15 protein-coding genes are annotated in these 19,272 nt (G+C 73.8%); 3 read left to right on the top strand and 12 right to left on the bottom strand.

Going from position 1 to position 19,272, the window contains the following annotated elements; genetic code table 11:
• Positions 1-42: 42 nt before the first annotated feature.
• Positions 43-1,272, top strand: a complete 1,230-nt coding sequence (gene fahA / locus ABD284_RS01835; RefSeq protein ID WP_344140256.1) for a fumarylacetoacetase — start codon at positions 43-45, stop codon at positions 1,270-1,272.
• A 112-nt stretch (positions 1,273-1,384) separates the two neighbouring features.
• Here fahA and ABD284_RS01830 read toward each other — a convergent pair whose 3' ends face one another.
• The 9 genes from ABD284_RS01830 to ABD284_RS01790 form a co-directional block, all read right to left on the bottom strand.
• On the bottom strand, positions 1,385-2,314 hold the full coding sequence (locus ABD284_RS01830) for a glycoside hydrolase family 16 protein (RefSeq protein WP_344140254.1): 930 nt from the start codon (positions 2,312-2,314) through the stop codon (positions 1,385-1,387).
• A gap of 369 nt (positions 2,315-2,683) precedes the next feature.
• Entirely contained in the window at positions 2,684-3,034 is a 351-nt protein-coding gene (locus tag ABD284_RS01825; protein WP_386699173.1) for an NUDIX hydrolase, read from the bottom strand.
• Positions 3,035-3,280: 246 nt separating this feature from the next.
• Positions 3,281-3,883, bottom strand: coding sequence for a TetR/AcrR family transcriptional regulator (locus tag ABD284_RS01820; RefSeq protein ID WP_344140252.1), 603 nt, complete (start codon positions 3,881-3,883; stop codon positions 3,281-3,283).
• Between the two features lie 634 nt (positions 3,884-4,517).
• Positions 4,518-5,789: a Gfo/Idh/MocA family protein gene (locus tag ABD284_RS01815; protein ID WP_344140250.1), complete on the bottom strand. Its 1,272-nt coding sequence runs from the start codon at positions 5,787-5,789 to the stop codon at positions 4,518-4,520.
• 47 nt (positions 5,790-5,836) lie between these two features.
• Positions 5,837-6,880 (bottom strand): ABC transporter permease, encoded by a 1,044-nt coding sequence (locus ABD284_RS01810; RefSeq protein ID WP_344140248.1) that lies wholly within the window; start codon positions 6,878-6,880, stop codon positions 5,837-5,839.
• Positions 6,880-7,935, bottom strand: coding sequence for an ABC transporter permease (locus ABD284_RS01805; protein ID WP_344140246.1), 1,056 nt, complete (start codon positions 7,933-7,935; stop codon positions 6,880-6,882). Before ABD284_RS01805 ends, ABD284_RS01810 begins: the two co-directional genes overlap by 1 nt.
• Before the next feature lie 172 nt (positions 7,936-8,107).
• Entirely contained in the window at positions 8,108-10,075 is a 1,968-nt protein-coding gene (locus tag ABD284_RS01800) for a sugar ABC transporter ATP-binding protein (RefSeq protein ID WP_344140244.1), read from the bottom strand.
• A 64-nt stretch (positions 10,076-10,139) separates the two neighbouring features.
• Positions 10,140-11,231, bottom strand: coding sequence for an ABC transporter substrate-binding protein (locus ABD284_RS01795; RefSeq protein WP_344140242.1), 1,092 nt, complete (start codon positions 11,229-11,231; stop codon positions 10,140-10,142).
• Between the two features lie 230 nt (positions 11,232-11,461).
• The gene (locus tag ABD284_RS01790) at positions 11,462-12,649 is read right to left on the bottom strand and encodes an ROK family transcriptional regulator (protein ID WP_344140240.1); all 1,188 of its coding nucleotides are present in this window, start codon (positions 12,647-12,649) and stop codon (positions 11,462-11,464) included.
• A 1,575-nt stretch (positions 12,650-14,224) separates the two neighbouring features.
• Between ABD284_RS01790 and ABD284_RS01785 the strand changes: the two genes are divergently transcribed.
• Complete coding sequence (locus ABD284_RS01785; protein ID WP_344140238.1) at positions 14,225-14,380, top strand: class F sortase; 156 nt, start codon at positions 14,225-14,227, stop codon at positions 14,378-14,380.
• Between the two features lie 21 nt (positions 14,381-14,401).
• Here the strand turns inward: ABD284_RS01785 and ABD284_RS01780 are convergent, their stop codons facing one another.
• From ABD284_RS01780 to ABD284_RS01770, 3 genes are all read right to left on the bottom strand, one after another.
• Complete coding sequence (locus ABD284_RS01780) at positions 14,402-15,130, bottom strand: maleylpyruvate isomerase family mycothiol-dependent enzyme (protein ID WP_344140236.1); 729 nt, start codon at positions 15,128-15,130, stop codon at positions 14,402-14,404.
• Between the two features lie 74 nt (positions 15,131-15,204).
• Complete coding sequence (locus ABD284_RS01775) at positions 15,205-15,954, bottom strand: YqjF family protein (RefSeq protein WP_344140234.1); 750 nt, start codon at positions 15,952-15,954, stop codon at positions 15,205-15,207.
• Between the two features lie 497 nt (positions 15,955-16,451).
• Entirely contained in the window at positions 16,452-17,330 is an 879-nt protein-coding gene (locus tag ABD284_RS01770; protein ID WP_344140232.1) for an NPP1 family protein, read from the bottom strand.
• 574 nt (positions 17,331-17,904) lie between these two features.
• Between ABD284_RS01770 and fdhA the strand changes: the two genes are divergently transcribed.
• A complete protein-coding gene (gene fdhA, locus ABD284_RS01765; protein ID WP_344140230.1) occupies positions 17,905-19,125 on the top strand; it encodes a formaldehyde dehydrogenase, glutathione-independent in 1,221 nt (406 codons plus the stop codon).
• Positions 19,126-19,272: the final 147 nt, after the last annotated feature.

Genomic DNA, 19,272 nt, shown 5'->3' with positions numbered 1-19,272 from the left:
GTCCGCCGCCGACCGCACATTCGACCCGAGAGGACCACTTCCGTGCGCGTTCCCCAGACCTGGCTCGGCGTCGCGGCCGACGACCCCTTCGGCCCGGCCAACCTGCCCTACGGCGTCTTCAGCACCCCCGACCGGCGGCCCCCGCGCGTCGGCGTGGCCGTCGGCGAGTGGGTGCTCGACCTGGCCGCGGCCGCCCACGCGCTCGACGCGCCCTTCGCCGAGGCCGTCGACGCCCCGGTGCTCAACCCCCTGATGGCCCGGGGGCCCGAGACCTGGCGCGCGGTGCGCGCGACGCTGACGGCGTGGCTGAGCGACCCCGCCTACGAGGAGGCGCTCCGTCCGCACCTGGTCGAACGGGCGGGTGTGCGGCTGCACCTGCCGTTCGAGGTGGGCGACTACGTCGACTTCTACTCCTCGGAGCACCACGCGGCCAACCTGGGCCGAATCCTGCGGCCCGGCCAGCCGCCGCTCACCCCCAACTGGAAGCACCTGCCCATCGGCTACCACGGCCGTTCGGGCACCGTGGTGGTCTCGGGGACCGAGATCGTGCGGCCCATGGGACAGCGCAAGCCGCCGTCCGCCGAGGAGCCGGAGTTCGGACCGTCGGCGCGGCTGGACATCGAGGCCGAGGTCGGGTTCGTCGTGGGCGCGCCCGCTCCGCGGGGCGGCCGGGTGCCGGTGTCCGACTTCGCCGAGCACGTGTTCGGGGTGTTCCTGGTCAACGACTGGTCCGCCCGCGACCTGCAGGCCTGGGAGAACGTGCCGCTGGGGCCGTTTCTGGGCAAGTCCTTCGCCACGTCGGTGTCGCCGTGGGTGGTTCCGCTTGAGGCTCTGGAGAACGCCCGCGTGCGGCCGCCGGAGCGCGACCCCGAGCCGCAGGAGTACCTGCGCGACGCCGCGGGCGAGCCGTGGGGACTGGACCTGCGGCTGGAGGTGCGGCTCAACGGCCACACCGTCTCGCGCCCCCCGTTCTCGGCCATGTACTGGACGCCCGCCCAGCAGCTCGCGCATCTCACCGTCAACGGCGCCTCGCTGCGCACCGGCGACATCTACGCCTCGGGAACGGTGAGCGGCCCCGGAGCCGGCGAGCAGGGCTCGCTCATCGAGCTCTCCGCCAACGGCGCCGAGCCGCTGGAGCTGCCCGGCGGCGGCACCCGCGGGTTCTTGGAGGACGGCGACACCGTCACCATCGCGGCGAGTGCGCCGGGCCCGGGCGGCGCGGTGATCGGGTTCGGCGAGGTCGCCGGGCGCGTGCTGCCCGCGCAGGGCTGAGACGCACGCGCAGGCGGCGGGCCGCCCGCGAGGGACGCGGCCCGGGCCGGGGCGCGCGGCTGTGTGGCGCGGCGCCCCGGCCCGGGGATACGGCGTCGGGGATCGTCCCGGATCAGCCGAGGTCGTAGACGCGCACGTAGTCGATCTTCATCTGCTGGGGGAACTGCGTGCTGGCGTCGGGGTCGCCGGGCCAGGACCCGCCCACGGCCACGTTCAGGATCATGAAGAACGGGTGGTCGTAGACCCACGGGTTGCCGCGGGTGTCGGCGGGGGTGAACGTCTGGTAGGCGTTGCCGTCGACGAACCAGGTGATGGACTCCGGGCTCCACTCCACCGCGAACGTGTGGAAGGTGTCGGCGAACGCCCAGCCCTGCGGGTGGTAGTAGGAGCCCGTGATGGGGTTGCCGCCGGAGTAGCCCGGGCCGTGCAGCGAGCCGTGCACGTCGGCGGGCTTGCTGCCGATGTTCTCCATGATGTCGATCTCGCCGCTGTTGGGCCACCCGACCTGGCCGAGGTCGTTGCCCAGCATCCAGAAGGCCGGCCAGATGCCCTGGCCGATCGGGATCTGGATGCGGGCCTCGAAGCGGCCGTAGGCGTGCTCGAACTTGCCGGCGGTGTTCATCCGGCCCGAGGTGTACTGGCAGTACCCGTAGTGGCACTGGTAGTCGCCCGGGTTGCCCTTGCGGGCGGTGATGACCATGTTGCCGTTGCCGTCGTGGGCGAGGTTGTCGCGCCGGTTGGTGTAGTACTGCAGCTCGTCGTTGCCGCCGCCGTCGCCGTTGACCTCGACGTTCCACTTGCCGCCGTCGGGGGCGGTGCCGGCCGGCCGGTTGAACTCGTCTCTCCAGATCAGCGCGCCGGCGGACTTGGCGGCGTTGTCTGCGGCGACGGGGGCGGCCTCGGGGGAGCCGGCGCCGTCGGAGGTGTTCAGGGCGATGAGCCCGGCGGCCGCGGTCGCCGCGGCGCAGGCCACCGCGGCCGCGCTGATCAGCGGACCGCGGCGGCGCCGGTTCTTCCGGGGGGTTTCGGTGTCGGTGTTCATCCTTCAGACCGATCCGGGCGCCTACCGGCCCGCGCGCGGCATGGCCGCAGCGGGGTGACACGGACCGGGCGCGCCCTTGTCGACAGGGGGCGTGGGACGGCCCGCCCCGGGACTCGGCCGCCCGCGCAGAAGGCGGACGGCCGCGGAGCGGGCCTGACGTGCGCATCACTGAGATGCACACAAAAGTCACCCTATGTAGTTGGCAATGAACTTTACTAAATCTGCGTAAAGTGCCGCAAGGGGTGCAGGGCCTAAGATTCCGCGATCGCCGCCGTGGAGTCGCCCACACCCCGCTCCCGTCCGCCGCACCACCCCGACAAGCCCGAATCCCCGACCGAACACCACGTCCCGCCACCGGTTCGGTGTTCCCTAGGCACCGAGCGATGAGTCTGCCGTCGCCGGGTGGCGGAAGTCCGTTGCGGAGCGCAGAAGCGGCGGAACCAGCACCCGTGCGTCGCCGCGGCGGTACAGGGCCGCCGGGCGCCCGGACTCCATGACGCGCCGTTCGCCCGTCGGCTCGACGAACCCCGCGGTGCGGGTCACCTTGCGGCGGAAGTTGCTGGGGTCCAAGGGAAGGCCCCAGACCACTTCGTAGACCGCGCGCAGGTCGCTGATGGTGAAGGGCTCGGTGCAGAAGGACGTGGCGACGGTGGTGTACTCCACCTCCGACCGGGCCCGCTCGACGCCGTCGGCGAGGATCTGCGCGTGGTCGAAGGCCAAGGGGAAACCGTGCCCCAGCGCCTCGCCCACGGGGGCCCACCAGGCGACTTGCAGCCGGTCGCGGCCCGCAACGCGGCCGCGACCGGCTGCACGTTCATGGACCTGTTCACACCCGAACGGCAGAGCTGACCCGGACGGGCGAGCCGGCCGCCGGCGCCGAGGGTCCAGGCGCCGGCGGTCTCCTCTCAACCCGCGCCCGGGTGCAATAGGTGTGCGAACCGTCCCGGCGGTGGGGGAAGCCGCGGGTCAGGCGGTGCGGCGCATGCCGGCGCAGGCGACTTCGGCGAGGCGGCGCTTGGCGGAGCCGTCGGCTCCGGGTGCGGCGGTGCGCGAAAGGCACCCCACCAGCAGGGCCATGACGTCGGCGGGCTCCAGGTCGGCGCGAACGGCTCCGGCGCGCTGGGCGCGGGCGAGCAGGCGGCCTACGGCGCCCGTGACGTCGTAGTCGGGGTCGGCGGCGATCGCTCCCTTGTCGAATCCGGTGCCGCCGAGCGCGTCGCTCAGCCCTCGGTCCATCGCCCCCTCCTCGACCAGGAAGCCGAAGTAGGAGAACAGCGCCTCGCCGGGCGCCTCGCTCTCGGCGAGCGCCTCGGCCCGCCGGACGTAGGCGTGCAGGCGCTTGAGCAGGATGGCCCGGAACAGCGCCTGCTTGGTGGGGAAGTGGCGGCTGACCGTGCCGGTGCCGACACCGGCGCGCCGCGCGATCTCGTGCACGGGCACCGACAGGCCCTCGGCGGCGAACACCTCCTGCGCCACCTGGAGCACCCGCTCCCGGTTGCGCCGGGCGTCGGCACGCAGCGGCCGCGCCTCCGGCGCCGCCGGTCCCGTGGTCTCGCGCTCGGTCCCCATAGGCTGATCCGCTCCGTGCTCGCCCACCCGCCCGCGGGCCGGAAGGCTCAGGCGAGTGGTCAGGATAGCGCGGGGCACGCGACCCGTTCGAGAAGGGTGAAACGTGTGCACACGCCCGAACGCGGCGGTGTGACCGGCGTCCCCGCACTGGAAGGGAACCGCCCGCGGCGGCGGCCCGTTGTCCCAGCGGCTTCGCGCCGCTGCGGCCCTGCCCCCGCCGCAGTCCCCGCCCCCTCCACCCGCCGCGCCTGCCGTCGGCGGCCGCGACCGCATCCCGGTCCCTCCGCCGGTCACGCGTGCATCCGAGTGCGCACCCGCACCGCGCGGCACCAGCACCGCCCGGCATCCGCCGCCTGCTCGGCGCGGCTCACCGGCGGCTCCCCGACCTCCGTGCGCCCGTGCGCGCCTCCTCCGCCGGTCGGCGGGAGCCTCACCGAACGCGCACCGGTCCCACCGGGTGAACCACATCGCGGAACCCCCGGCCCCCCGGGGAAACCGCGCCGGACCCGCTGGGGCCCCGCAACCTCCGCTGTTCCCGCCATCGAGCACGGGATGCCGCGACGTGCTGACCACCCGGACGCGGGGGAGGCCGGCCTCTGCGCGAGTGCCGGCCGCCCCCGCCGTCCGGCGGACGTCAGTGCCCCGGGCGCCAGGTGCCCTGCGCGACCTGGGGGACGAAGGAGTCCAGCTTGGCCGCCTCACCCCGGTCGGAGAGGTCGATGCGGCGGCCCTCCTGCGCCGACATGTAGGCGGCCATGAGCAGGCGCGTCACCTGCAGGCCGTCGTCGAGTCCCTCGTCGGGCGCGCGGCCGTCGAGGAACCGGGTGACCATGTGGCGGTTCTCCTCGGTGTAGCCGTAGGCGCCCGCCTCGTCCGGGAGCACCGGCATCAGCCCGCCCTCGGCGTTCTGCTTCTCCACCAGGTCCTCGCCCGGGCGGCCCGCGACCTCGCGGCTGAGGAACACCTTCGCCTCGGTGTCGAGGCTGTTGACCTGCATCGCGTACTCCGGGCCCAGCAGCTCGAAGCTGAGCCGCAGTCCAGCGCCGACGTAGCTCCACGACGTGGTGCCCTCGGCCACGACCTCGTCGCCGTCGCCGTTGCGGAACACGATCGTCGAGCGGGCGTAGTCCTCCGCAGGGCGGCCGCGGTAGTCCACCTCCGGCCCGTAGCGGCGCATCAGCTCGTCGGCGTAGGCGGGCCGCGACCACTTCAGGCAGGCGATGGTGGCGTCGACGCTCACGGGCGTGAGCCACTCCGACGCCGGCACCCCGGGCGGGGTCAGCAGGTAGCGCCCGGCCTCCACGCTGTGGCACATCATGTCGTTCAGGACGCCGCCGCCCTGCTTCTCGCCCTGCCAGAACCACCCCTTGTGCGGCCCGCTGTGCTCCTCGGCGCAGCGGGCGAGATACGGAGAGCCCGCCGCCGCGGCGCCGCGCGACCACACCAGGTCGTGCGCGCGCACCACGCCCGGCGCGAAGACCTGGTTCTCCAGGTAGCCGTGCAGCAGCCCGGCCTCCTCGACCAGCCGCTTGACCTCCTCGGCCTCGGCCACGGTGCGGCCCAGCGGCTTCTCCACCGCGATGCCGCGCAGCCGCGCGCGCCCCGAGGCGACCTCTTCGGTGATGGCGCGCACGGTCTCCACGCGCACGTGGTTGGGGGTGGTCACCCAGACCGCGTCCACCGCCGGGTCGCGCACCATCTCGCGGACGTCGGCATAGGCGGCGGGGGCGCCGACGCGCTGCTCGCGCGCGAGGTCGCAGAGCCGGCGCACCGCCGACTCGGTGCGGCCGCAGACAGCGGTCACGTCGGCGTGGCGCACGCCGCGGAACGCGCGGGTGTGGAAGTCGGCGATGAATCCGCTGCCGACGATTCCGACTCCGAGCCGGTCGCTCGCCTGTGCTGTCACGTTGGTCTCTCCAAATCCGTGAATGGGTGCCGCGGGGCGATCGCCGATCACTGCCGCAGCCTCTTCTGCCTGCCGTAGGCGGTCAGGACGATGACGAGCACCACGCCGTAGATGATCTGACGGGGCGCGTCGCCCCACTCCCCGCCGCCGATCTGCATGATCCGCAGCAGGGAGTCGAGGACGGTCAGCAGGATCGCGCCGATGGCGGTGCCCACGTAGCCGCCGACTCCGCCGACCAGCGCCGTGCCTCCGATGACGGCCGCCGCCACACTGTTGAGCATGTAGTCGGTGCCCAGGCTGGTGTAGACGTTCTGGGAGTAGCCGAGCAGCAGCAGCCCGCCCACGCCGGCGAACAGCGACGACAGCACGTAGGCGGAGAACTTCACCACCGAGGTGTTGACGCCGGAGAGGTAGGCGGTCGTGGGGTTGGCGCCCACCGCGTACAGCCGCCAGCCGAAGGGGCTGCGCCGCAGCAGCCAGACGACCAGGACCGACAGCCCCAGCCAGAGCCACAGCACCCCGGGTATCCCGGCCACGGTGTCGCCCGCGACCAGGGTGCGCAGCATCGGCGCGGCGGAGCCCTCGGGCCGCCCGCCGGTGTAGAGCCGGATGAACCCGGTGACCACCGCGATCATGCCCAGCGTCATCACCAGCGGAGGCACGCGGAAGACCAGCACGCCCACCGCGTTGACGACCCCCACGACGCAGCACGCGCCCAGCGCCAGCAGCACCGCCGTGAGGATGCCCTCGTCGGAGCCGGCCATGAACCGCGAGGCGACGATGGCCGACAGGGTCGCGGTGGCGCCCACGGACAGGTCGATCCCCTCGCCGCCGGCGATGATCACCAGCGTCTGGCCGATCGCGATCACGCCGAGGAACGACGCCACGGTCATCAGCGTGACGAACTGGCCCCAGCTCGCGAACTCGGGGGAGACCAGCGCCGCGGCCACCCACAGCAGCACGGCCACCGAGCCCGAGATCACCACCGGGTCGCGCGCCAGGCGGAGTGCGAGCGGGGTCCGCGCCGGGGCGGGCGCCTGCTCGGGAGCGCCGGGCGCCCCGGCTCCCGGCCGGGCGGTGTCGACGTTCATCACGTCCCTGCCTTTCCGCGCGTGAATGCCGGCCGACGCACGCCGCTGCGGGCCGTCAGCAGCCCGGCCAGCGCGATGGCGGCGATGATGATGCACCCGTAGACGAACTCGCGGGCGTCGGTGGGCACCCCGGCGAAGAACACCAGGCTCTGGATCAGCGACAGCACGATCGCGCCCACCAGGGCGCCGCCGACCCCGCCCGAGCCGCCCTTGAGCCGGGTACCGCCGATGACCAGCGCCGCGATCGACCCCAGGGTCAGCTCGGTACCCAGCGTGGGATCGCCGGCGCCGGAGTCCGCCAGCAGCGCGACGCCGGCCAGCGCGGCCACCGTGCCGCCCGCCACGTAGGAGAAGACGCGCACCGACGAGACCGGCACCGCGGAGGTGTAAGCGGCGTCGGCGTTGCCGCCCACCGCGTAGAGGTACTGGCCGAACCGGTGCTGGCGCAGCAGCCGCCAGGCCAGCCACAGCGCCAGCAGCAGCACGGCGGGGATGGGGATGTACAGCGCCAGCACCATGCCGAAGGTCTGCGTGAGCGCGGGCGATGCGGTGCCGCCCGGCTGCGGCAGCACCAGCAGCGCCAGGCCGCCGAAGACCGAACTGGTGGCGAAGGTCGCCACGATCGGCTGGAGCCGGAGACCGGCCACCACCAGGCCGTTGACGAGTCCGCACGCGGCGCCGGTGGCCAGGCCTGCGGCCAGGGCCAGCGGCAGGCGGGAGTTGTCGCCGTCCATCAGCACCACCGACACCGCCGACGCGAGCGTCACGATCGTGCCGATGGACAGGTCGATCCCGCCGCCCAGCACGATGATGGTCTGCGCGGCGGCGATGGTGGCCACCGGCAGGAACGTCGCGAAGCTCGCGCTGAGCGAGTAGGGGGAGAAGAAGTCGGGCTGGAGCACCACCGAGGCCGCGAGCGTGATGACCAGCAGCGCCGCGACGGCCAGCGCCGGCATGCGCGCCGACGCCGCCGACCGCGCCACCTGGGCCAGCGGCCCGGGCGCGGCCGGCGCCGGCCCGGCGTCGGGGGAGCGGGTGGGTGTGGGCGTACTCATCGCCTTCCTCGGTGTGGGAGCGGCCGCCTGCGGTGCGGCGCGTGCGCCGTACGGGCGGGCCGGAGGGCCGTGCGGGCGCCGGCGGGTGTGCGGGGTGGCGGGGATGCGGGGGATGCGGAGGGCACCGGGGCGGTGGCGCCGCGGGCGGCGGGGTGCCGCGTCGCCGCCGCGCTCACGCGCCGCCGCCGTTGTCGGTGGAGGCCGGGGCCGAGCGCGCCGGGTCGGACTCCGCGCCGCCCGGATCGCCGCCGGAGGCCGCCCCTGAAGGTCCGGCCCCACCGGTGTCCTCCTCCGGGACGGTGTCCTCCGGACCCGACGTCCCGCGCGCACCTGCGGTCGGCGTTCGGGGCCGGGCCTTCGGGGCGGGTGCTTCCTGCGCGGCCTCTCCGGTGCCCGCGTCCGGCCGGGCCTCCGCGGTCGGCGCCGGGGGCCGGTCCTCCGCGGAGGTCGCCCCCGGCGCGGGACCGGACGCAGCGGTGCCGTTGGCTTCGGTGACGTGCATGGCGCTGGCGATCAGCGTGTCCTCGGTGAGGCGCTCGCCGGCGACCTCGTCCACGACGCGGCCCTCGAACAGCACCAGGACCCGGTCGCAGACCTCGACCAGCTCGCGGTCGTCGCTGGAGCCCAGCACCACCGCCGCTCCGGCGGCCGCCAGCTCCGCGACCACGGCGAACATCTCCGCCTTGGCGCCCACGTCGATTCCCTTGGCGGGGTCGTCCATCAGCACGACCCGGGGATCGGTGGGGAACCACTTGCCCACGACGATCTTCTGCTGGTTGCCGCCCGACAGCGTCGAGACCGGGTCGTCCAGCGAGCCGTAGCGGGTGCCGATGCGCTCGGCGACGGAGCGCGCCTCGGCGGCCTCGCGGCGCTTGGACAGCGCCACGCCCAGCGCGGCCCGCCGGCCCACCGAAGGCAGCGCGAAGTTCTCCAGGATCGGACGGCCCAGCGCGAGCCCCTGCACGCCCCGGTTGCCGGGCACGTAGGCGAAGCCCGCGCGCACCGCCTGCTTGGGCGAACGCGGGTGGACGGAGCGGCCGCCGAGCCGCACCGTGCCGCCGGAGCGCCGGCGCGCACCGAACAGCGCGGCCAGCAGCTCCGACTGCCCCTGTCCCTGCAGCCCGCCCAGCCCCAGCACCTCACCCGGTCGGACCTGGAAGGACACGTGGTCGAGGCGGTCGCCGGTGAGGTCGGCGACCTCCAGCAGCGGCTCGGATCCGGCACTGCCGGAAGCAGTGGCGCCCCCGGCACCGCCGGCCACCGAACCGCCGGTCACCGAACCGCCGGTCACCGAACCGCCGGCTCCCGACGCGTCGGTGACCGGACTGCCGGTCACCGGACCTCCGGCGCCGGCCGCCGCACCGCCCGGGTGCGCGGCCGCCGGCGCCGAGCCTTCCGACATCAGCTCCACCAGTTCGGCCTCGGCGGTCTCTCCGACCGCGACCGTGGTGACGTCGCGGCCGTTGCGCATGATCGTCGCGCGGTCGCAGACCGCCCGGATCTCGGCCAGCCGGTGGGTGATGAACAGGATGAGCACGCCGCGCTCGCGCAGCTCGGCGACCACGTCGAAGAGCACACGCACCTGGGCCCGGCGCAGCGAGGCGGTCGCCTCGTCCAGCACGAGCACGCGCGGGTCGCGCACCAGCGCCTTGCAGATCTCCACGACCTGCCGTTCACCGGGATCGAGGTCGGCCACCCGTTCGTCGGCGGGCACCCGGCCGCCGAAGGCCGGGGCGAAGCGCTCCAGCCACGGCCGTGCGCGCGCCCGGGCGGCGCGCCGGTCGCGCAGCCCGAACCGGGTCGGCTCGACGCCCAGCACCAGGTTGTCCAGGACCGTGAAGTCCTCGATCAGGGACAGCTCCTGGTAGACGGCGCTGACCCCGGCGGCCAGCGTGTCGCGCGGGCCGCGCGGGCGCAGTCGTCGGTCCTCCAGCAGGACCTCGCCCGCGTCGGGCCGAACCACGCCCGTCAGCACCTTCAGCAGCGTCGACTTGCCCGACCCGTTGGGGCCCAGCACGGCGTGCACGCTGCCCGCCTCGGCGCCGAAGTCGGCGCCGGCCAGGGCGGTGACGCCCCCGTAGCGCTTGCGCACGCCGCTCATCCGCAGAAGCGGCGGTGTGTCCACAGCTCTCGTGTCCACAGCTCTCTCCCTGCTCCGCCCGCCCGGAGCCGGGGCGCGGGTACGCCCGGCCCCGGCGCCCGGGTCACTTGAAGTAGCTGTCGGCCTTCTCGGCGCTGATGCTGTGGTCGACGGCGTAGGCGTCCGGCTTGTCCTCCACCTCGGCGAAGCGCTCATCGAAGTTCTCGTCGGTCACGGTCTCGGGGATGGGCAGGTAGATCGTGTTGCCGTCCTCGATCGCGCCGTCCGCGAACTCCCCGCCCTGCAGCATCCGCACCACCACGTGCAGCGCCGACACCGACACCGACGGCGGGTTCGGCACGCCGATGCTGGAGAAGTCCTCGTCGGACTCGCGCAGCTTGTTCCACTCCTTCATGTAGCCCACGCGGGCCTCGCCGGTGATGGCGACCTCGTCCTCCAGGCCCTCGGCCTGCAGCGCCTGCATGGCGCCCAGCGCCATGCCGTCCTGGACGAAGACGCCGTCCACGTTCGGGTTGCTGGCCAGCAGGTCGCGGGTGACGGTCTGGCCCTTGCTCTGGTCCCATTCGGCGAAGTCGTTGGCCACGACCTCCACGCCGGCCTCGTCGAACACCTTCTGGGCACCGGACCAGCGGGCCTCGTTGGCCGGGTGGCCGTCGATGCCGTTGACCGCGATGACCCGGCCGCCGTCGCCGACCTCGCCGGCCAGCCACTCGGCCGAGATCGAGGCCCACTCGGCCTGGTCGATGACCACGTTGGTGACGTGCTCGGACTCCACCGCCTGGTCGATCGCCACGATCTCGATCCCCTGGTCGGCCGCCTCGGCGAAGACCTGGTCCAGGGCGGTGGGGGAGTTGGGGTTGACGATGATCGCGTCCACGTCGGAGCGGATCAGGTTGCGGATCTGCTGGATCTGGCCGTTGACGTCGACATCGGCACTCTCGACGACGAGTTCGTCGACGACGCCGTCGGACTTGTACTCGGCGAAGGAGTCCTCCAGGACGGAGAGCATCTGCTCCCGCCACTCGCTGCCGATGAAGCCGTTGCTGACGCCGATGGTGAAGGGGCCCTCGGACTCCCCGCCGCCGTCGTCGGTTGCTTGCGGGTTGCTGCACGCGGTCGCGGCGAGCACGATGCCCGCCGCGGCGAGCGCGCCGAGGGCGCGGGGGCCGAAGCGCCGGCGCGGATTCCAACCCATGGTGGGCCTCCAAGTGCCTGAGAAGGGGGATCGGTGGGTCGGTGGGTCGGGGGATGGGGGATGGGGGATGTGGTTCGGGAGGAGATGGGGGCGGAAGTGGATGTTGGTGTGGAAGCGGGAGGGGGATGGAGGTGAGCGGGACGGGAGCCGGTCTCGGGGTCGGGGTCGGTATCGGTTTCTTGGTCTGGAGCGGGGCTCGGCTTCGGCTGAGTGCGGCGGCCGGGGCGGGGTTAAGGCGCCGCCGCGGTGGCCCCGGCCGCCTGAGCGGCGGCCAGGGCTCGGTCGATCTGCTCGGGGGCCAGGACGTGGTCGATGGCCAGGCGGCCCGCGCCCAGCGCGCCGCCCGCCTCGCGGGTGCCGGCGGGGATGACCGTGAGCCGGTGGGTCGCCAGCGGCAGCGACCGCTGATAGATGACTTCACGGACGCCCGCAAGCAGGGGTTCGTGCGCCGCGGCCAGCACGCCGCCCACCACGATGGCTTCGGGGTTGAAGAAGTTGACGAGCCCGGCGAGAACGTCGCCGATGGCCCGCCCTGCCTCGCGCACCAGGCGTACCGCCAACGGGTCGCCGCTGCTGACCAGTTCGACGACCGCGCGGCCGTCGGCGGCCGGCACGCCGGCCTCGCGCAGCCGCGCGGCCAGCGCTGCGCCGCCGGCCACCGCCTCCAGGCAGCCGGAGTTGCCGCAGCGGCAGTGCGCGTCGTCGGCTCCGGGCACCCGGATGTGCCCGATGTCGCCCGCGCTGCCCTGGGCGCCGCGGTGCAGCCGTCCGCCGGCGATGATGCCGCAGCCGATGCCGGTGCCGACCTTCACGAAGAGCAGGTGGTCCGCGCCGGTACCGCCGTGGCGGACCTCGCCGAGCGCGAGCGCGTTGACGTCGTTGTCCACGAGCACTTCCAGCGGGTAGCGCGAGGTGAAGTACGCGGGTACGGGGTACTCGTGCCAGCCGGGCATGATCGGCGGGTTGACCGGCCGCCCGGTGGCGAACTCGACGGGACCGGGCACGCCGATCCCGATCGCCTTGACCGCTGACAGCGGGCGCCCCGACGCGGCGAGCAGCTCGTGCATGCGGTCGTCTATGTGGCTCAGCACGTGCTCGGGGCCCTCGGTTATGTGCAGCGGGGCCTCGGTATCGGCCAGCACAGCTCCGCCGATGTCCATCAGCGCGACGCGGCAGTGCGTGGCGCCGAGATCGACGCCGAGCACGCAGTTGGACTCGGTGTTCAACCGGAGCACCCGCGGCGGTCGTCCTCCGGTGGAGGCGCCGCTCTCGCGCTCCTCGACGATCCCGTGGGCGATGAGCGTGTCGACGCGCTGAGCGACCGTCGACCGCGCCATGCCGGTCAACCGGGCCAGCTCGGCCCGGGTGTCGGCATCCCCTCGGCTGATGATCCCGAGGACATCGCCCGGTGAGTTCACGGGGGGCTCCGTTCTCCTGGTGTAGCCGTCGGCGCGCAGCGCGCCGACGGAAGGTTGGGGGAGGGGCGAAGAAAGGTCGGGGGGGTTCGGGGGGTTCGGGAGGTTCGGAGGTTCGGGAGGTTCGGGAGGTCGGGGGAGGGTCAAGCAGGCTGTGACCTAGGCCACGAACCTACGCACGCTTATGTCGCGCGTCAATACCCCTTCTAACGAAAATCGTTAGAAGTGTCGCAAAATCAGCCACGAAGTAGGCAGAAGGAGGGGCGGAGGGGGCCGACAGGCAGCCTCGGGCAGAGAGAGGCGGCGAGGGGCGGCGAGGGGCGGCGAGGGGTGCTGAGCGGCAGCGAGTGGCGGTGGTTGGCCCAACCCGCGGTCGTCGGTCCGGGTGCTCGCCGGTGGCGGTCGCGTCGGGGCGGCGAGGCGGTGGGTGGCCGAGCTCGAGTGCATCGTCCAGGGCGCCCGCCGGTTGAGCAGAGCGACGACGCGGCAAGGGCGGTGGGCGGTTGGGCGCGCGGTCGTCGGTCCCGGCGCTCGTCGGCGGGGCAGCGACGGCGGCGGGCGGTTGGGCCTGCGGTGATCGGTTCGGGTGCTCGCCGGTTGCGGTTGCGTCGGGGCGGCGAGGGCGGTGGGTGGTTGGGCACGCGGTCGTCGGTTCTGGTGCTCGCCGGTTGCGGTTGCGTCGGGGCGGCGAGGGCGGTGGGTGGTTGGGCGCGCGGTCGTCGGTTCTGGTGCTCGCCGGTGGCGGTCGCGTCGGGGCGGCGAGGGGCTGGAGTTGCTGCGTGCAGTGCGGTGGGCATTTCGGGTATATCGGCCCGAGCCCGGTGGGGTGGGGTGCGCGAGCCGAAGCGAACCAGCGCAGCGGCATCGCAGCCGCACCCTGCTTCCGTGATGCGGAATAGTGTGGGGTGTTTTGTCCTGTTTCCCTCGATTTGGTGGGTGGCTTGGGTGTCCGCGTTGCGACGAGACCCCTGAAAACAGCGCTTCAGGGTCGCTGCGGGGTGCATTCGGGCCGACTCGTCGCCGTCGGCGGCCTGCAGAGGCTCTCGGTCTGGGGTGCAATTGGGGCATACATACCGGAATCGCCTCGTATGGCGGGGGTATGCGGCGCGTTGGAGTGCGACGGCCTGCATCAGGGCGGTCCCGTCGCGTGCCGGGGTCGCCGAATGCCCGCAATGCCCGGTTTGTGCCCGCCGTGTGCGCCACCGTCCCGCACGGTCACCGTCACGGAGTTAGATTAAATCAGGCATGGGTGCTTCGGTCCGGCTCGCGCGGGCGAGAGGCCGCGCCGAAACCCCCTAAACGCTTGCGGCCGACCCGCCCGCATCACCACCTTCGACCCCGCCGCTCCGCGGCCCTCACTGCTCCCGCCGCCGGGGTCACCCGCGGGCACCCGAACCGCCGACCGCAGGCCCGGTCCTCCGCCGCCCTTGCTGCCTCGCCGCAACCGCCACCGGCGGGCACCGGGGCCGATGTTCGCGGGCTGGACCACCCGCTGGCCTCGCCGCCCCGTCGGGTGCGCAACCGGCGAGTATGCGCACCGATGTTCGCGGGCTGGGCCGCCCGCTGCCTTTGTTGCCTTTGCTGCACGACAAGGACGGCTTTCCCACTCGGCGGGTCTACGAGGGGGAACCGGGCAGGGCGGAGCTGCGACTGATCACGTGCGGTGGAGCGTTCGACGGCGCCGGCGGCCGCTACACGGCCAACGTCGTCGTATACGCCCGTCTCGTCGGCTGACTGCAGAGGTGGGGCGTGTGGTCAGTCGGCGGGGTCGGGGGGCCAGGGGGCCAGCAGGGGGAGCCGTGGGGCGGATGTGTGCAGGTCGCCGTCGGTGCTGCGGCCGGCCATCCACGCCGCGAGGTCGCGGAGGGTGCCCGCGACCTCGACCGGCGTGCCCGCGCCTGTGGTGCGGCTGAAACCCGTGTCTGTCGCGCTGACGGTCAGGCGTAGTCCCGGCGGTGTCCGGGGGGCGAGGAAGTCCAGGGCATGCAGCGCGAACGGCAGCGGCCAGTGGCGGGGCCGGTAGCCGAGGTCGAGGTCGACCGCGTGGATCTCCGCTTCCCGCCAGCGCGCCAGGGCGGTGTCCAGCACCGTGGCGTTGCGGAAGCGGACCGGGCGGTGCCAGTCGTCGGCGCTCAGCCGGGCCCACACCTCCTCCAGGTCCCGCTGGGCCGACTCGAGGTCGCCGCGGAGAAGCGGTAGTGGGCGGCGGGCGCCCTGCTCGACGGCGCGGTCGCGTCCCCGCTGACCGCCGTCGTACACGGCGACGAGCCGCCCCTGGAGCGCGTAGCGGGCCTGCCGTTCAAAGGCGCGTGCGTTGTCCGCCAGATGCTGGAGCACGTGCCCGCGGGACCACCCGGGCAGCTCCGTGGCCGCCGCTGCGGGGTCGTCGTCGCCCTTCCGCCGGTCGAGCAGCTCCAGTATGCGCGCGTGGGCCTGGGCGACCCGCCGGGTCAGCTCCGGGGGAGTCGTCGGTGATTCGGACACGGGGGCAGCCTACGTCCCGGGCGGTTCGCGCGGCACTCCGCCCGCGCGGCCGCAGGCGGGGGAGGATGCGGCGCCTACGCGCGGACGCGCTGGGGCGGGTGGAAGGCCGCGGTGGTACCGGGGGACCACAGGACCGAGGCCGGCGGCCCCGGCGGGTGGGGAATCCCGGCGGCGGGGAGGAGGTCGCCGCGGTAGGAGCGGAGCTCGGCGCGGTGGAGCGGCCAGGGCGGGTGGGAGACGGGGAGCCAGACGGTTCTTCCCAGGTGGGCGGTGTGCAGGCCCCAGCGGGCGGTGAGGAAGACCTCCAGGTCGGCGGGCTCGGGGATCCGGTCGCCGACGGCGACGTGCCAGCGGGCGGTCGCTGGCGGTCCTGGCAGGCGGCGGCGGACGGCGCCGGCCGCGCCTTCGGGGCCGGAGCGCAGCGACACGTCGGACCAGATGTAGGGAACCCCCGCCAGGGCGCGGGCGGCGAGGACGCTCGACAGCGCGTCGGCGTCCATGGTCGCGAACACGACGCCGCGGCGCCCCTGCCGGTCGACGGAGTACAGCCGCACGTTGACCTCGTCGAACCCTCCGGTCGGCACGGTGCCCAGGGCACGCGGCGCGGCGACGCGGAACGCCACCAGACCGGCGTAGGTCCGCCCCGCCAGCGTGTCGGGGCGCGTGCCGAGCGGCAGGAGGTGGCGTACGGCGCCGGGATCGGCCTCCCAGTGGACGAACACCACGTCGCGCCAGTGCTGGGTCAGCAATACGGGCACGGGCCGGGCCGACGCGCGGGCCGGAGGCGGCGCGTCGTCGGGATGTTCTCGCGGCCACTGCTGCACGTCCACCCTCCAGCGGACTGGGGCGCGTGCGGCGCCCGTCGGCCGGCCGCCTGCGCCGGCCGCCTCCGAAGCGGCGCGGCGCGGCCCCCCTCCGTCACCGCCGCGCCTCCGCCGGGACCTTCCGGGAGTGGCGGTCGAAGGTCCGGCGGCCTGCAGCATACCCACACCGACCGGCGAGTCGGGCGCGGTGCGGATGCGGAAGGCGGTGCGCAGCGACCCCGGAACGCCGGAGGCGGCGCCCACCGCGAGCGAACCCGTCGCGGGGTCCGGGGTGAGTAGGAAGCCCGGCGCCGTGAAGCAGGGTCCGCGCGAGTGGGCGCCCACGACGCCGGTGACCGAGGCCATGACGCGCGAGCGCCGGGGATGCCGGGGGGACGAGGAGCCCAAGCTAGCCTCGGTGTACCGCCCGCGCCGCTCGCACCCCCGAGAAAGCGGCGGGTCCCGCCCGGAACGGGCCGGGCGGGACCCTTGGGAGGCCGCAGACGAGGGCGGGCGGATCAGGCGTGGGGGTCGAATTCGATGCCGGAGGGCTCGGCCTTCTCCAGGTCGGCCTCGAAGTTGCCGTCCTTGAGTGCCAGCCGGGCGCTGCCGAAGTCGGCGGCCACGAGCTTCTCCCGGATGCCGGACGGGAAGTTGTTCCAGCTCACCAGGTCGGGGTACTGCCAGGTCCCGTCGTGGTTCTCCGGCGGGTCGTCGTGGTCGGCGGCGAAGCGGAAGGCGTGGGTGCTCGCGCCGTCCTTGTGGTAGACGATCTTGGCGTGGGTGCCCTCCCAGCGGATGTCGGAGGCGGCGCGGGTGTCGTAGTCGCCGTGGGCCGAGGCCGAGACGTAGCGGGCCTGGTCGTCCTTCACCCAGACGATCACGTGCTCCAGGTCGTGGCGGTGCCCGCAGCAGCCGTGCACGGTCTGGTCCTTCTCGAAGTAGAGCGCGTACATGTGGGCGCACCAGCCGCTGGGGTCGCACTTGGCGCGCGCGTAGGAGTTGGTGTTGTCCAGGTCCCAGCCGTCGCGGCAGCTGCCGTTGAGCGCGCCGGAGGTCTTCAGTCCGGTGGCGACGGTGCCGTCGGCGCCGATGGCCGGGGTGGGGTAGCAGCCGTCGGTGTCGTAGTCGAAGGCGGGCTGCCACGTGCGGTCGGGCGCGGTCGCGTCGGCGGGGAGGGCTTCCGGCGGGTCGGCGAAGGCGGGGGAGGCGGGCAGCACGGCCAGCGTCGCCGCGCCGGCGAGGGCGAGCCCGGCGAGCCGCCGCCCCGCGCGGGCGCGGCCGGGCGAGGTGGCGTGCGCGCCGGCCTCCTGCGGCGGCGCGGGGCGGCGGGTTTTTCGGACAGCCGAAGAAAAGGCGGAGGACACGCGTCCTCCGCCCATGGCGAGGATGTTCATTGAGCGGGGTATCCGATCTGCGCTGACGGGTTCCGTCGCATTTCGTCGGGGCAGGGGCGGTAGTCGGGAATCGTCGAATCGGGAATCGTCGACCGGAGTATCGAGGGACGTCGTCGGGGGCGGCCCCGGATTGCTGTTCGGCCGCGCTACGTCCGCCCGGCTGCGCGTCGCGCGGGCGAACGGCGCCGCGCGTAGGGAAACGGCGCCCGTGCGGAATCCGGTTCGCAATGGCGCGGCAAACGTAGCGGAGCCCCGACGGCTACTGCAAGGGGTCGCGCGGGTGCTCTGCGTGGCATTCTCCGAAGTGTCGGCGCGAATTCGCCGGCGTGCCGTTCTGTTCGCCGAAGCGGTGGGGAACAGCCGTGCCGCCGCGTGCGGCGTCCGCTCAGCTCAGGCCGTGTCCGCTCCGCCGGAGCCGGCGCGTCGGCTCCGGCCGACCGGCGTTTCGGGCACTCTCGGCGCTCGTTCGGTCGCCGAGCGGAGTCGGTGCGCTCCGCGTACATCGGCACAGCTCCACCCGGGTAGCACAGTTCACGACCGAAAACGTGATCCACATCATGCTCTTGGGGGAGCTATGGCTGAGAACAGGGGCGTCGCCTACGCGGGCCCCGGCCGCGTACAGCTCGTCGACATGGACTACCCCGAGTTCGTCCTCAAGGACGGCCCCGGCGTGAACCCGGCGAACGTGGGGCGGCCCGTGCCCCACGGCGCCATTCTCAAGGTCGTCGCCACCAACATCTGCGGCAGCGACCAGCACATGGTCCGCGGCCGCACGACCGCACCGGAAGGGCTGGTGCTGGGCCACGAGATCACCGGAGAGATCGTCGAGAAGGGGCCCGACGTCGAGTTCCTCGATGTCGGCGACCTCGTCTCGGTGCCCTTCAACATCGCCTGCGGCCGCTGCGCCAACTGCAAGGCGCGCCGCACCGGCATCTGCCTCAACGTCAACCCGGACCGGCCGGGCTCGGCCTACGGCTACGTCGACATGGGCGGCTGGGTCGGCGGCCAGGCCCGCTACGTCCTGGTGCCCTACGCCGACTGGAACGCGCTGCGCTTCCCGGACAAGCAGCAGGCCATGGACAAGATCCTCGACCTGACCATGCTCAGCGACATCTTCCCCACCGGCTACCACGGCTGCGTCACCGCGGGGGTGGGGGTGGGCTCCACGGTCTACATCGCCGGCGCCGGCCCGGTCGGGCTCGCTGCGGCGGCCTCGGCGCTGCTGCTCGGCGCCGCCGTCGTGATCGTCGGCGACCTGAACAAGGAGCGCCTGGAGCAGGCGCGCGCCATCGGGTGCGAGACCGTCGACGTCTCCGAGCAGGACCCGCGCGACCGGATCGAGCAGCTGCTGGGCGTTCCCGAGGTGGACGCCGGCGTCGACGCGGTGGGCTTCGAGGCTCGCGGCCACGGCGCGGACGCCGCACGCGAGGCGCCGGCGACGGTGCTCAACACGATGATGGAGGTCACCGCCGCCGGCGGGGCGCTCGGCATCCCCGGCCTGTACGTCACCGGCGACCCCGGTGCCGCGGACGAGGCCGCCCGGGAGGGCTCGCTGTCCATCCGCATCGGCCTGGGCTGGGCGAAGTCGCACGCGTTCTTCACCGGCCAGTGCCCGGTGATGAAGTACAACCGCCAGCTGATGCAGGCGATCCTGCACGACCGGGTGCAGATCGCCCGGGCGGTCAACGCCACGCCCATCCCGCTGGAGCAGGCCGACCGCGGCTATCAGGAGTTCGACAAGGGCGCCGCCCGCAAGTACGTCCTCGACCCGCACGGGCTGCTCGGCACCGGCTGAGCCTGATCCGGCGGCTGTCTCCCGCCGCGCGCCGACGGCGGGCGACGGGAGACCCGCGCCGCGGCGGCGGCGCAGGCCCCGCCGCGGCCCTGACGCGTGTTCCGGACGCGGGTCCGCCGATGATGCGCCGACCACCGGCGGCGGCGC

The organism is Streptomonospora arabica (assembly GCF_039531585.1).
GTDB lineage: Bacteria > Actinomycetota > Actinomycetes > Streptosporangiales > Streptosporangiaceae > Streptomonospora > Streptomonospora halophila.
This window is presented reverse-complemented; position numbering and strand designations above follow the sequence as displayed.

Excerpts from the sequence above, each read along its gene's own strand:
- ABD284_RS01830 (WP_344140254.1), bottom strand. The coding sequence starts at position 2,314 with ATGAACACCGACACCGAAACCCCCCGGAAGAACCGGCGCCGCCGCGGT.
- ABD284_RS01820 (WP_344140252.1), bottom strand. The coding sequence starts at position 3,883 with ATGGGGACCGAGCGCGAGACCACGGGACCGGCGGCGCCGGAGGCGCGG.
- ABD284_RS01810 (WP_344140248.1), bottom strand. The coding sequence starts at position 6,880 with ATGAACGTCGACACCGCCCGGCCGGGAGCCGGGGCGCCCGGCGCTCCC.
- ABD284_RS01805 (WP_344140246.1), bottom strand. The coding sequence starts at position 7,935 with ATGAGTACGCCCACACCCACCCGCTCCCCCGACGCCGGGCCGGCGCCG.
- ABD284_RS01795 (WP_344140242.1), bottom strand. The coding sequence starts at position 11,231 with ATGGGTTGGAATCCGCGCCGGCGCTTCGGCCCCCGCGCCCTCGGCGCG.
- ABD284_RS01770 (WP_344140232.1), bottom strand. The coding sequence starts at position 17,330 with ATGAACATCCTCGCCATGGGCGGAGGACGCGTGTCCTCCGCCTTTTCT.
- fdhA (WP_344140230.1), top strand. The coding sequence starts at position 17,905 with ATGGCTGAGAACAGGGGCGTCGCCTACGCGGGCCCCGGCCGCGTACAG.